At 39.6% G+C, this 13,668-nt stretch carries 15 protein-coding genes; 6 read left to right on the forward strand and 9 right to left on the reverse strand.

All coding sequences use genetic code 11. The annotated features are described in order from the left end of the window. Positions 1 to 81: 81 nt before the first annotated feature. Together MKY06_RS19775 and MKY06_RS19780 are read right to left on the reverse strand one after the other, a co-directional pair. Positions 82 to 1,116 (reverse strand): sensor histidine kinase, encoded by a 1,035-nt coding sequence (locus tag MKY06_RS19775; protein ID WP_098279142.1) that lies wholly within the window; start codon positions 1,114 to 1,116, stop codon positions 82 to 84. 1 nt (position 1,117) lies between these two features. After that, positions 1,118 to 1,789, reverse strand: coding sequence for a response regulator transcription factor (locus MKY06_RS19780; protein ID WP_013058558.1), 672 nt, complete (start codon positions 1,787 to 1,789; stop codon positions 1,118 to 1,120). Between the two features lie 325 nt (positions 1,790 to 2,114). Here MKY06_RS19780 and MKY06_RS19785 point away from each other — a divergent pair, with 325 nt between their 5' ends. Then, a complete protein-coding gene (locus tag MKY06_RS19785; protein ID WP_029323747.1) occupies positions 2,115 to 2,933 on the forward strand; it encodes a squalene/phytoene synthase family protein in 819 nt (272 codons plus the stop codon). A gap of 35 nt (positions 2,934 to 2,968) precedes the next feature. On the opposite strand, the gene MKY06_RS19790 is transcribed toward MKY06_RS19785, so the two are convergent. After that, complete coding sequence (locus MKY06_RS19790) at positions 2,969 to 4,918, reverse strand: FUSC family protein (RefSeq protein WP_064472035.1); 1,950 nt, start codon at positions 4,916 to 4,918, stop codon at positions 2,969 to 2,971. Positions 4,919 to 5,073: 155 nt separating this feature from the next. After that, on the reverse strand, positions 5,074 to 5,334 hold the full coding sequence (locus tag MKY06_RS19795; protein ID WP_013058561.1) for a metal-sensitive transcriptional regulator: 261 nt from the start codon (positions 5,332 to 5,334) through the stop codon (positions 5,074 to 5,076). Positions 5,335 to 5,626: 292 nt separating this feature from the next. Here MKY06_RS19795 and MKY06_RS19800 point away from each other — a divergent pair, with 292 nt between their 5' ends. Both MKY06_RS19800 and comJ read left to right on the forward strand, forming a co-directional pair. Further along, entirely contained in the window at positions 5,627 to 6,001 is a 375-nt protein-coding gene (locus MKY06_RS19800; RefSeq protein ID WP_223269005.1) for a NucA/NucB deoxyribonuclease domain-containing protein, read from the forward strand. A 35-nt stretch (positions 6,002 to 6,036) separates the two neighbouring features. Further along, the gene (comJ, locus tag MKY06_RS19805) at positions 6,037 to 6,444 is read left to right on the forward strand and encodes a competence protein ComJ (RefSeq protein WP_064472036.1); all 408 of its coding nucleotides are present in this window, start codon (positions 6,037 to 6,039) and stop codon (positions 6,442 to 6,444) included. A 28-nt stretch (positions 6,445 to 6,472) separates the two neighbouring features. Here comJ and helD read toward each other — a convergent pair whose 3' ends face one another. The 3 genes from helD to MKY06_RS19820 form a co-directional block, all read right to left on the reverse strand. Continuing rightward, a complete protein-coding gene (gene helD / locus MKY06_RS19810) occupies positions 6,473 to 8,791 on the reverse strand; it encodes an RNA polymerase recycling motor HelD (protein ID WP_064472037.1) in 2,319 nt (772 codons plus the stop codon). A gap of 244 nt (positions 8,792 to 9,035) precedes the next feature. Next, entirely contained in the window at positions 9,036 to 9,161 is a 126-nt protein-coding gene (locus MKY06_RS19815) for a hypothetical protein (RefSeq protein ID WP_016765178.1), read from the reverse strand. A 139-nt stretch (positions 9,162 to 9,300) separates the two neighbouring features. Further along, positions 9,301 to 9,819 carry an enoyl-CoA hydratase/isomerase family protein gene (locus MKY06_RS19820; protein ID WP_223268980.1) on the reverse strand — a complete coding sequence of 173 codons (519 nt, stop codon included), beginning with the start codon at positions 9,817 to 9,819 and terminating at the stop codon, positions 9,301 to 9,303. Between the two features lie 239 nt (positions 9,820 to 10,058). Here MKY06_RS19820 and MKY06_RS19825 point away from each other — a divergent pair, with 239 nt between their 5' ends. From MKY06_RS19825 to MKY06_RS19835, 3 genes are all read left to right on the forward strand, one after another. Then, positions 10,059 to 10,427 (forward strand): winged helix-turn-helix transcriptional regulator, encoded by a 369-nt coding sequence (locus MKY06_RS19825; RefSeq protein WP_029323759.1) that lies wholly within the window; start codon positions 10,059 to 10,061, stop codon positions 10,425 to 10,427. A gap of 15 nt (positions 10,428 to 10,442) precedes the next feature. Beyond that, complete coding sequence (locus tag MKY06_RS19830; RefSeq protein WP_116327213.1) at positions 10,443 to 11,042, forward strand: CGNR zinc finger domain-containing protein; 600 nt, start codon at positions 10,443 to 10,445, stop codon at positions 11,040 to 11,042. A 113-nt stretch (positions 11,043 to 11,155) separates the two neighbouring features. Next, a complete protein-coding gene (locus tag MKY06_RS19835) occupies positions 11,156 to 11,710 on the forward strand; it encodes an HPP family protein (protein WP_013058568.1) in 555 nt (184 codons plus the stop codon). Positions 11,711 to 11,820: 110 nt separating this feature from the next. On the opposite strand, the gene MKY06_RS19840 is transcribed toward MKY06_RS19835, so the two are convergent. Next, on the reverse strand, positions 11,821 to 13,035 hold the full coding sequence (locus MKY06_RS19840) for a cytochrome P450 (RefSeq protein WP_013058569.1): 1,215 nt from the start codon (positions 13,033 to 13,035) through the stop codon (positions 11,821 to 11,823). A gap of 169 nt (positions 13,036 to 13,204) precedes the next feature. Beyond that, complete coding sequence (locus MKY06_RS19845) at positions 13,205 to 13,600, reverse strand: DoxX family protein (protein ID WP_013058570.1); 396 nt, start codon at positions 13,598 to 13,600, stop codon at positions 13,205 to 13,207. Positions 13,601 to 13,668 lie beyond the last annotated feature (68 nt).

The following is a 13,668-nucleotide window of genomic DNA, read 5'->3' on the forward strand; positions in this document are numbered from 1 at the left end:
TCCCTCCTTGTGTATAGCTCTATCTTACTTTGAAACAAGGAAAGATTCGTTTGAAGCAGATGACAATCTCAGCGTGCAATCTTACATTTTTGAAAGGTTATCAAAAGAATTCGGTTTGTAGAAGGTCAGAATCACCGTGGTTCCTTCGTGTAAAAGTGAATTCACCTCTATTTGATGGCCAAGAGCATCTGTAATTTTTTTTGAAAAATACAGTCCTAGCCCTGTAGCTCCCTTCGTTTTTCTTCCCGCATTTCCTGTGAATCCTTTTTCAAAAACCCGGGGAAGATCTTGAGTTGGAATCCCTTTCCCTTGATCAGCGATAAATAACTTTACGTAATTTGGCGTTTCTTCACTAAAAAAAGAAAGCTTTCCTTCTAGAGGGCTATATTTAATGGAGTTAGACAGCACTTGCCTCACAACAAACTGCATCCACTTTGGATCAGTGTGCACCAGTATGTCTAGATTTTTTTCATCAATATGCAGTTTCTTTTCAATACACCATTTTGAGAAGTACGCAACGTTTGGAAAAACAAGTTCACTTAGCGACACTGCCTGCACCTGATAATCTTTTTCTAAGTACTGCAGGCGTGCAGAATATAAATTCTGATCTACTAATCCGTCAATTTTCATCCACTCATCTTCAATATCCTTTAGCCAAGGCCATTTATAAAGCTCTGTACGATGAGCATTAATAAGCAGCTTCATCGCAGTAAGCGGCGTCTTGATCTCATGAACCCAAGTCGTTACATATTCCTGCTGCTCTCGCTGCTGTACGTGAAGAGCATGAGTTTGTCTGCGATACACACGATCTATATGCTGTAGCAGACTCAGCATATCTTCATCTGCTTTCGTTCTAACGTATGAATGCATTTCTTGTAAATCGTACGCATCATGCCGCAGCATTAAGCTTAACTTTTTTAGAAATCTTCTTTCTTTTATTCCTCTCCATAAAAGAAACAGAATCAGCAGACACAGCGTTAAAAGATTCAAATACCAAAACGAAGTGGACGATACCTTAATATCATACTCAAGCAGCAGCAGAGCATCGATTACACTCAGCCATATAAGAACAAATAAAATCCAGCTTAGCCTTTCTCTTAAAAAACTTTTCCACATCTTAATTCACCAAATATCCTTGGCCTTTTTTGGTCACAATTTTATCATTCAGCCCGATGTCTTCCAGCTTGGTGCGAATGCGTGTGATGTTGACAGAAAGCGTATTGTCACTTACAAATTTCTCATCTTCCCATAACCTTCGCATAAGCTCTTCTCGCGATACAATCTTGCCTCGTTCTTCCAAAAGAAGCCGTAAAATAAAAAATTCATTTTTCGTTAAATGAATTTCTTGATCGTTGTAATGCAAACTTCCTTTTTTTAAGTCTAGCACCGCGCCGTTCCAATCGATAACGTCTGAAATCGTGTCTCCATATGAATACGTTCTGCGCAGAAGCGCCTGCACTTTAGCAACAAGAACATCCAAGTTAAACGGCTTTTGAATATAGTCATCTGCCCCAACATTCATTGCCATAACAATATCCATTGGATGTTCACGAGAGGAAAGAAAGACGATAGGAGTTTTTGAAACTGTACGTATTTGCTGACACCAGTAAAACCCGTCATATACAGGCAAATTCACGTCTAAAATAACAAGCTCTGGGCTTTCTGCAATAAATACTTCCATTACCTTTTGAAAATCTTCTACTCCAGCCACTTCAAATGACCACTGTTCAAATTTCTCTTTTACTAATTCATATATTTTATCATCGTCTTCTACAATTAAAATTTTCATACATTCACCTCTGTATTGTCCTATATATTATGTATAACCCACTGTTGAATACTCTCTTAAAAGCTCACCTAATTCATTAGCATGACAGCAATTTTCTTAAAAATAAACCATTTATTTCTGTAAAACGAAGAGTGAACGAGTATTATCGTAGTGTAAACTTGTATATGTTACAAGTTTCTCTGTTCAAATACTACAAAATAATGACAATATCGTTAATAAGTAATCTTTAAACTCCATTAAATGCTCATTTTTTGTTACTATAGTATATAAGATGAAAACTTAAACTAATTTGACATGTGGATATGTAAAAAGGAGCTAGTTATCAATGAGTGTACCCAACAAATTACGCGACAACGCAATGGTGATGTTAAAAGAGACAAGCCGAACATTTTTTATTCCAATTAGCCACTTGCCGGCAGAATTGCAGGATGCAGTAGGATCTGCTTACTTATGTATGAGGGCAATTGATGAAATTGAAGATCACCCTGAGCTAGAAGCCGGTGTAAAAAGCCGCTTGCTTTACGCCATTAGTGACCTGTTAAAAAAGTCTTTTAACGAAGACGAGTACATGGCATTAGTAGGTCCTTATCAAGCTGATTTACCTGACGTAACGCTTCAGCTCGGCAACTGGATTGCGCTTTGTCCGACTGGAGTTGCAGATCAAGTATTAGATGCAACTTCTATTATGGCCAAAGGAATGGCCGATTGGGTAGAAAAAGACTGGCATATTGAAAATGAAGCGGATTTAGATGACTATACGTTCTACGTAGCTGGTCTAGTAGGTGTGATGCTTAATGACATTTGGAAATGGTATGACGGCACGGAAACAGACAAAGAATTAGCCATTGCGTTTGGACGCGGCTTGCAGTCTGTTAATATCCTGCGTAATACCTCGGAAGATTCAGAGCGCGGAGTCAGCTTCTTTCCTAACAATTGGAGCAGAGAAGATATGTTTGCCTACGCTCGCCGCAATCTTTCACTAGGAAAGAAATATTTAGAAGATGTCAAATCGCTTCCGATCCTTCATTTCTGTAAAATTCCGTTAGCGCTTGCTGATGGAACATTAAACGCCTTGATGAAAGGAAAAGAAAAAATGACGCGTGACGATGTAAATAAAACGGTAAATGAAGTTGTGGATATGTAAAAACAAAAACACGGAGCCCCTGGGTTCCGTGCTTTTTATATTTCTACCTGAAGACTTTCATATAAAGCGACGAGTTCTCCTTGAATAATAGGGTAGTGTTTCAGGGTCGGAACACTTGAAAGCTTTGGCGCTCGTTTTTGCTCAGCTGCTGCAGCTAGCTGAGCAAATGTTTCTTGAAGCTCTCGTTTTTCCGTTTCTGAAAGCTCATATCCTTCAAACGACGCAAGAAGCATATAACCTAACTGCTGTGTAGCGACAACTGCAGGCCACAACCCTTCTAGCTTGACGGCCGTTTTAGAATATTCTCCAATCACATTATCGTACAGCGCCCGAAGATTAACGAGTTCTCCTTGAAGCTTATTTCTTTCTCGTTTAATTCTTTCTTCATCTTGTTCGGTGCTTAGCATTTCTAAAAACTGTCCTTCTTTTCGTATCACATCTCCAAGCAAATATGGCAAACGAAGTGAAGAAGCTCGTTTGAAAATTAATACCGTGCCGACCACTCCAATAATAGAACCAATGACAATATCAATCACTCGAGCAGACGTAAAGTAGCTAATCGCTTTATCAGGATGACCGCTTTCAGCAATTAAAAGAGCATTCGGTGTGATAAAGAGCGTGCCGAGCGCGTAGTTTTTGACAATTACAATTTCAATCGTCGACTGAAGCACAAAGACAATGAGCGCAATGACGATTCCCGTTGGTTCAAGCATTAGAATCCCGGTTCCAATTAAAATACCTAAAATGGTTCCGACAGAACGCTGAATACCTCGCTGAACCGTTGCACGAACGGTTGCTCCAAGCATCACTCCTGCGCACGTAAGCGGAATCCAGTAAGACCTTGGAATATTTGTCGTGTAGGCAACCGCTGCGGCAACAATCATAATAATTCCGTAGCGCAAAGCGTTTTTAAGCACATACGAACGTTTGTGAAAAGCAGCTTTTAACCGTGTTTTTACGCTGCCTTGTGAAAACTGAATATACTCCGTTTCTTTTAATTCTTTCATTTGAAGAACGTCATTTACATCCAATAGCAATGTACGCAGCTCTTCTTTGATGGACAGCTCTTCAATTTCTTCTCGAACGTCTCGAATTTTTTTATGTTTTTTTAACGTGGCCATTTCGGATGCGAACGTTTCAATCACTGCCTGTGCTTTTTTAGAAACAGCTGGATTAAAATCGTTCGCAGCGGCCATCACAAAGATAAACAGCCCTTCGGCTTTTTGATTTAATAAAAACAGACGATGCGCAAACGATGATTTTTTTCGATTAATTTTCGCTTGTTTCATCGCTGTTTCCGCTGCCCGAAGCTCGACAACCGTTTTATGCTGCTCGGCGTGAAACGATTCCGTACCAAGAGACCCGACAAACGAAGCTAGCTGCCTGTACGCTTTCGCCACAGCGGCAGTTTCAGGTCCGCGCGGGTTAATAAGCCAGCCGCTCATGCTAATACACCAAGATAGTGTCCCTCCTAAAAAAACGAGTCCTGCGTGCAAAAAAACAGCCTGCAAATTCGGCGCTGGAATGCTCGTACTCACAGCAAATGAAAGGACAAAAAACATGGCAGAAGGTCCTGGAATTTTTAAGGCTCCGAAAACATAAACCGATACAGCTCCAATAACACCAAATAAAATAGTTTTCATCCAAGCTACGTCAGCAAATAATGAGCCGAGTGTAAAACAGAGCGTAACGCCAAGCAAAGCTAAAAATAACTTAACGGCACGCTGCGCGTAAGGCTCATCTTTTGTATATAGATATGTAAAGCCGCCAATGCTTGCAATGAGTCCGTACTGCAAATGATCAAACAAAATTCCTATCAAAATCGGCAGGCTTGAAGACAAGCCTGAGCTGATTCCTCTTACCCACGGAGAAGAAGCGTGGTTAAAGCGAAAAGCAGCTTTGATTCCCGGCGCTTTTGGAGAAGCCTCAATTTTATGATGAATTTCCGTATGATTATATGTTGGTGACTTTTTGTCATCACTCACCTTGACCTCCTCCTTTCTCTCCATATATCTTTCCTGTTCTTAAAACGTGATAAACCTAAAAAACGGTTGTTCCTATCCGTATTGTGTTTAGGAACAGCCGTTTTTATCCTTATAAGCAGCCTATACTAAAACAAAAAGCAGATGAAACGAATGTCTCATCTGCTTTTTACTAACAGCTCTACTGCTTCTTTTACTAAGTTTTCGGTATTCTCGCCTTTTTCAATGCTTTCTCTTACGCATTGTTCAAGATTGGTGCTGACAATAACACCCATTGTGCGATCAATTGCGCTTCTAGCTGCTGAGAGCTGTGTCACAATGTCACGGCAGTCTTTTCCTTGTTCCATCATATTTAAGACGCCTTTTAACTGACCTTCAATTCGTTTTAAACGATTTTTAACTTGCTTATCATATTCCATCATACTACTACCTCCGATCGTGCATGATTGCGTTTCTTTCTTTTAAGCTGTACGCAAGAAATAAATGTATACACAACTTTATACCTATTAGGGTATGATGTCAAGTAAAGGAAGTTTAATATAAATGTTAATACTTGTTTACACCGTATTTATTGTCCTGTAATCTAAACTTAGCAATCTGAGAGTATAGTTAAGCTGTAAAAACGACTTATACTGGAGGTTTGAAATGGCTACATACGGGAAAAAATTAATGGCAAGTCTATTCATTATCATGGCATGTGTTTTAGGGTTTATGGGACATGCGGCGTTTTTAGCTCCTGAAAAAACGGAAGCTGAAGTAAACTACGATGCGACGCTTTATTTTCCGTTAGACCGATATCCTGAAACGGGTGATCATATTCGTGACGCGATTGCCGCTGGGCACTCTTCCGTTTGCACAATTGATCGCGACGGTGCTGAAGCGAACCGGGAAGAATCGCTGAAAGGATATCCGACAAAAACAGGCTATGACCGTGATGAATGGCCAATGGCTATGTGCGAAGAAGGCGGAGCAGGAGCTGACATTCGCTATATTTCACCTTCTGATAACCGCGGAGCCGGCTCATGGGTTGGAAATCAGTTAGAACAGTATCCAGATGGTACACGCGTACAATTTATCGTTCAATAATAGCAGAACAAGCTTTACTTTGAAGAGGTGAAATCATGAAAACAAAATGGAAAGAACAAGAGCTAACCATGTCTTATCATCAGTTTACACTGTTTCAAAAAGGACAGCCAAAGCCCCATCACGACTGGAGTGAAGAAGATATTCAAAAAGGATATGTCGCAGACGATAAAGCTATTTCATTTGAAGCCGTATCGAACACAAAAGCCATTATTGAAGTGTGGGTAAACGAAACTCCAGACGTATCACAGGCTGAAAAGACCACTCGCCTTCCTTTTCACGTCGAAAGCGATGGGATTGAAATCAAAAGCGTCCTATCTGAAACCTTAAGCTATGATATTCCAAACGGGTATTATTACGTCACATGCCTGACCATTCCTCTTCAAGAAAAAACAAACTCAGGCCTTTATTTGGTGAAGTATTTGCTGCATTTTGAAAGTCAATAAAAGAAGGCAGCCTACTGGCTGCCTTCTTTTATTGACTTTGGTATTCATAAGTTTCTTTATTTGATATAAACGGGCTGATTTCACCAAGCGAGAACAAGTGCAGCTCATGCATCGCTCTTGTACATGCTGTATAAAATAAATTTCGCTCGTATTCATCTTGGTAACATTCACTCGATGCATTGTAAATGATGACGGCATCAAATTCAATTCCTTTTGCTAAGTAAGCTGGCAGAACAAGCATGCCTTTTTCAAATGAACTTGTTTCTTTTGTCAGCAGCCTTGCAGACATCGCTTCAGGCAGTGCTTGGAATGCCTGACGACTTTCCTCAGCTGTTTTGGCAATAACAGCAATCGTTTTATAGTTTTGCTGCTTCAATTCATTAATTTTGTGTATAATTGCCTCATGCAGCTTTTGCACGTCGCCTGTAGCCGTTACGGTCGGTTTCGCTCCGTCTCGATTAAACGGCTCGATTAAATGACCGTTTGCTACCATATCCCTTGAAAATTCGACAATTTGACGTGTTGATCGGTAGCTTCTCGTAAGAGTCAGCGTTTCTGCTTCTTTCTCTTCGTACAGTTCGCTTGAAAGAATGGTCGGTGCGTTCAAGGCGTGCGCATAGATCGCTTGATTCAAGTCTCCAAGCAGCGTCATTCTGGCATGCGGAAACAGCTCTTTTAAAAACGCCAGCTGAAACGGTGAATAGTCCTGTGCTTCATCAATAAACAAATAGCGAATGACAGGGTTGGTTTTACGCCCTTCAATTTGATCTTTTATATATAAGTAAGGCGTTACGTCTTCATAAGACAGCTTCATGTTCATGACTCTTTGCACCGTGTTTTTAGCAGTGTCTTCCCATCCCTCTACGTGGGAAAAAAGGTGATTTCTTTCAAACAGCTGCATATAGATACGGCGAATGTCGATAAATTTAAGCTGTTTGATGGCTTGCTTAATAAATTTCATTTTTTTAGCTACAACCGCTTTGGCTAAATACGCTTGTTCCCGGTCAAAGTCGTCAAATGAACTTTCCGTGTAGCCTTCCTTTTTCTGCAAGTGCTGATAGGCCTCTACATAATCTTCTTTTTCTAAAAGCTGAATTTCTTCTTGAACCCAATCTTTTTTGCGCTCAAGTTTTTCAAGCTGATTAATGAGTTTAAGCGCCCATTCCGCAACGAGCTGCATCCTGTTAGGTATGGAAATTCCCTTATCAAGCGAATAGAAATAAGACAGCAGACGCCGAGCAGATAACACGATTTCGCCGCGAAACTTAATGTTTTTAAAAATGATGTCTTTAGTAGACAGTTCTTCAATATACGCATCTACCTGCTTTTTAAATTCACAGCTTGCCTTGTAGCGAATTTCCTGCATTTTTTGCTTTTTTGCCGCAGCATCTTTTTCCGTTAGCAAATATTCGATTTGCACGAACAAGTCCTCCACTTCAAACTCGTTTCCTAACCGGCCATCGGCATATTGCTGAAACGTTGTTTGTTTCATATTGTCTTCTCCAAGCTCCGGAAGAACGGTTGAGACGTAGCTGTTAAAAAGCGGATTTGGTGAAAACAGCATCATGTTTTCTGCAGTCAGCTGCTTTCGGTGATGATAGAGAAGATAAGCCACGCGCTGAAGAGCTGCAGACGTTTTACCGCTCCCTGCTACCCCTTGAACGATCAGCACTTTATTTTTTTCATTTCGAATAATTTGGTTTTGTTCTTTTTGAATAGTCGCTACAATACTTTTCATTTGACTGCTTGCATTGTGTCCGAGCACTTCTTGAAGCAGTTCGTCTCGAATGGTAATTCCTGTATCAAACATGCTTTTAATTACGCTATTTTCGATAATAAACTGACGCTTTAGCTTCATCTCGCCTTTAATCGCTTCACCTGGCGTTTCGTACTGCGCTTTTCCCGGTGAATAATCATAATAAAGACTCGAAATAGGCGCACGCCAATCATAAATTAAAAACTCTTCATCTTTTTGATCCATTAAAGAGCCCACGCCCACATAAATAGCTTCCGCTTCTTTTTCGCCATTTTCTATAAAATCAAAACGTCCAAAATAAGGGGATTGCGTTAGTTTTTTTAATGTTTTTAATTGATCATACGCTTGTCTATGGGTAATTTCACGTTCAGCTAAAAGTTCTGCCTGCTGCTTAATACTCGTAAATGTCTCAATCACATCATCCGGCTCATCCATATTAACCGTGACATCGTCCCAAAACGTGCTTCGCAAATCGACAATTTCGCCTTTTACGTTTCCTACGCTTTTGCCTATTTTTTCAGCTTTTTGGCTGATTTCTTCTACTACCCAATCAACTCGCTGCTGTTCTTCTGTTAAATTTTTGTCTTTCACTTATCCACACCCCTTACACACGTTACCCGATAACAGAACTTGTTACCGGGTAAAAGCGATCGTTGTTTATTTTTTTCAGAGTCTACATACTTCCCTACTGAATTCGTAAATCCCTGCTATGTAACCATATTATGTCTTAATTTCCACCGTTAGTATACTGAAAAATAATGAACTCCACAACAAAAAGGGCTGAGAAAATCTCAAGCCCCTTATCTTTATAAGTCGTTCCTCTACTTATTAGCTATTACTGTTTCCAAAAAGTTAGCAGATGAATGATGGCTGACACCACTTCTACCCCTTGAAACGCCAGTAAACCTGCTGCTGCCGCTGTAAACAATCCGACTACCGCTTCTTTAAAAATGAATGGCATTGATACCAGCTCCTTTGCTTATTTAAAATAAGTAGATTTGTTATCATTCTACTCCTTTTTTCAGAATTTTCAATACCTTTTTATCAACAAAGCAAAATAAAAACGCTTTCACTTTATAAAAATAAAGTGAAAGCGTTTTTTAAGCTTCCTTTTCTAATGCGTTCAGCGCAAGTGAATATTCTAATCCTTTTCCTTTTTGCACAACGTGCTGCACTTTGCCCATGTTGCACGCTTCTTGCGCACTAACAGTCATGCCGTTTGTTAACTTTAGCTGCACAGGTTCTTCCGCAATTCGTACATCGCATGCTAAAGCTAACTCATATCCTCCGCCAAACGTAAAGTTTGTAAGAAGCGCAATCGTTTGTTTGGAGCTGCATGAAATACGCTGAAAAATCGCTCGAGCTGCTACTGCATGAATCGGCTGATAAAGCCTTCCTGTTTCTTCACGTAGGAAAGAAGCTGTTCTATGATCTCCGTTCATCTTATAGTACTCTCCCATAAATACAATAGATCCAACCGACGCATCGTGCTGCAGCTCATTCATCGTTTCTTGCAGCTCATACATGACTTCACTGTTCAAACGATTAAGCATTGACTGATTCATTCGTACAACCGCCACATGATTTCTTTTTTCTACTTTGATAAATCTTTTCATCATTCCTCCGCCCTTTCCCCTGTCGTTCTTTATAAATAAAGCGCTTTCAAAATATTTCGCTTTTTAATAGAAAAGTTATTTTCATAGTTTCATCATACAACAAACTCATAATTATTTCCATTAATTTTTTAATTTTCCGTTAATAATTCCATGAATCATTTCCATGTTTTTATCAAATAAGACGTGCTATAGTATAAACAGCACAAATGCAGCTGAACTCACTGATAAAAGGAGTAATCACTATGAAATACGACTTAACAAAATGGGAGCCTCACGGCTATTCTTGCCCTGTGGAAGCAGCCGTTGATGTAGTCGGCGGCAAATGGAAAAGCGTCATTTTGTATCAATTATCGAAGGAACGCCGCCGCTTTAATGAACTGCGCAGACTCATTCCTGGTGTGACGCAGCGAATGCTCACACTGCAGCTTCGCGAACTCGAGCGCGACGGAATTATCCACCGCGAAGTCTATAAACAAGTTCCGCCTAAAGTAGAATATTATTTGACATCCTTTGGAGAAACGCTCATCCCTATTATCGAGCTGATGTTTAAATGGGGATATGATCATACCGATAAAATTGCTGAAGCGAGAATTCAAGCAGAAAAAGAGTAAGGAATGAGAAACGATATGAATAAAAGAAAAAAATTCCCTTTAATCTCCCCTTTTCTTTCGCTCAATTTAGTAAATACTGAAGTCGTCAGTCATGGCCGTCGTCACGAGTTACTAAGTGAAGACCAAGATTTGCTAGACTGGCTTCATATAATGTGTGAAGAGATCCCTTCTCTTGATAAAACAATATTGACTATGTCCCAAAGTGAATTAACGGAAGTGTTACATCTTATATATGATTTTCGATTGTGTTTAAGAAACAACTTTGAATCAATAGCAGATGGAAATGCCATTGATAATAAGTGGATATTATCTTTAGAAAGAAATATTGAAAAAGCTCCTTATGTTTTTAAAGTTCATGCACAGCAATTAGTACAAATCCCAATCGGGAGCATCGTAAATAAACTCTTTTCCTTACTATCATTAGATGCTTTGCAGTTAATCAGTGAAGGCCAACTAAACAAAATAAGAAGATGTAGCAACCCTGACTGTGTATTGTTATTTATTGATACAACTGGAAGACGTAAATGGTGCTCAATGAAAATCTGCGGGAACAGGCAAAAAGCGGCGCGTTTTCAAGATAAAAAGGATAGGGGTGAAAAAAAGCTTGAATTCTAATCATGAATTCAAGCTTTTTTTACCTCACAAAAAATAACCATTAAAATCATTATTGACAGGTTAATTTACAAAGAGGTAAAATGATTGAAAAATAAAGGAGGTTTTATATAAAGATGAATAGTTCACCTAAAGCGTCGGCAAAGGAAGACATTTCATACACGCAATCATATTTTTCTAAAATGATAACAACCGCGAGAAGCCCTTTAAAAATTGACGTAAAAGATGCAGTTACAGGCTTAGTCGGTGGAACGGTTAGTATTTTACTTCTAGCTATACTGACTCAGCTTACATCAAGCCCTTGGCTTATGGCCCCTTTTGGAGCCAGCTGTGTATTAGCATTTGGCCTTTGGAACGCTCCTCTATCGCAGCCCAGAAATATTATTGGAGGGCATTTAGTAGCGACTTTGGTAGGGTTAACCATCTATCATTTATTCGGTAATAACCCTTACACTTTAGGAACAGGAGTCGGCCTAGCCATTTTCTTTATGATGCTTACAAAAACAACTCACCCACCCGCAGGAGCAGACCCCATTGTTGTGATCTTAGGCGCTTCTTCTTGGAATTATATTATCAATCCCGTTTTAATAGGATCGATTGTAATTGTAATCGTTGCCCTTCTTATAAATAACGTACGAAGTAACAGGTCGTATCCTACCTACTGGATATAAGAAATTTGCTGATAAGAATTTAAAAGTTTATAAGAATAGTCTCTAGAGTGAATCTACATAAAAAAAGACTTCCCACAGGTCAGTGAAATTGACTTGTGGGAAGTCTTTTTTTATACGTTTTTCCGAATTAATAATTCTTTTAATCCGTATACAAATGTACTTTCAATCGGCTTTAACTCAAATGCCGGGCTCCAGTCCATCTGCGGATAGCGGTCAATCAGCTCGGCCAGCATAATTTTTGCTTCTATTCGAGCAAGCGGTGCTCCTAAGCAAAAATGAATGCCTCTTCCAAATGCCATATGCACATTTGGCTTTCGATCGATTTTAAATACATCCGGGTCTTCAAAATACTCCGCGTCTCGGTGCGCAGATCCCATCCATGGAACGACGTGTTCCCCTGCTTTTAGTTTCTGACCTGCAAGAATCACATCTTCTTTTACGATTCGGTGAAGAGCCTGAACGGGTGAACGATAGCGAAGAACTTCTTCAATCGCAGAAGGCAAAAGTTCTTTCTCACGTTTGAGTCGTTCAAAAGAAGCTTTATCTTCCATTAAACAATAAATCGTATTTGAAATTAAATTTGTGGTTGTTTCGTTTCCTGCAATCAGCAGCAAAATAGAAAAACCGACGATCTCTTCATCCGTTAGCTGTTTCCCTTCTTCTTTTGCCTGAAGAAGCACGGAGATAATATCATCTCCTGGACGCGTGCGTTTTTCTTCAATGATTCGATAAAAGTAAGTTTCTAGCTCATCATTTGCTTTCATTTTCTCTTGCTGCAATTTTTCGAGCGTTTCACGTTCGTTATTAGAAGGACCGGCTACGATAATATCCGACCAATCTTTAAACTGACGCTGATCTTCTATCGGCACGCCTAAAATATCGGCAATTACCATAACCGGAAGCGGATAGGACAGATGCTCGACTATATCAATATCTTCAAGATGCTCCACTTCTTGTAATAATTCATTTGTAATACGCGCAATTTTAGGCTCCCATGCTTTCATTGCTTTAGGCGTAAAAGCTTTATTAACAAGCGATCTCATTTCAGCATGCTTAGGCGGATCAATATTAATTAGGCTCGTTCCTAGAGCAGTTTGTCTTTGGTTTTGTGGAGGTCTTCGATCAGAAGAAAAAATATTCTTTTGTTCTAGCACTTCTTTGACTCCGTCATAGTGAAAAACATCCCATACCTGCCTTTCTTCATCCCATTGCACAGGCGCGCTGTTTCTCATCTCTTCATACCATGAAAAAGGATTAAAGCGCTCTTCTTTTGTTTGAATCGTATTCACTTGACGGACAATTCCGTTTTCTCTTTCGGTTTTCATGTTAAAACCTCCCCGTATCGTTCAAATAGAATGACTGTGTAGTCATCTATGACCAAATAGTACCATATATAAGAATTTTCTTAAAAATGATAGCTGTATATTTTAGTAAAAATGAATCGATAGAAGGATATTTTTTACAAAAAAGGGTAGGCGCATAGCGCCTACCTTTTTAAGAATAATGTTCTTCTGGTTTTTGTAATCGGTTGTCTAACGCGTACGCGCCGCTTCCTGCTAGAATCATATGAAGCGAAACGACAAAAAGGGCAACCTCAAGCTCATAGCCGCCTGTAAAACCAGCACCGCTTTTCGCTGTAAAAATAGCGCCAATCATCACAATCGCAAACAAGACACCGATTAAACGCGTTTGAAATCCAAGAATCATAGCGGCTCCCCCTACGAATTCAATAACCGCAACCGCATAAGCGAAAAACGCAGGAATGCCCATGCTGTGGAAAAAACCGACCGTATTATCAATACCGCTTTGGAATTTGCCAAGGCCATGAATAAAAAACGTTAGCCCTAACATAAGACGAAGTAAAAACGTTCCAAGCTGATAGCTTTTCATTTCTTTTCCTCCTTTTTTACTTTTGTCTGCACATGTAACAATTTTAGTTACAACTGTGAACAAATTCA

Source organism: Priestia sp. FSL P4-0332, assembly GCF_038005845.1.
Taxonomy (GTDB): Bacteria; Bacillota; Bacilli; order Bacillales; family Bacillaceae_H; genus Priestia.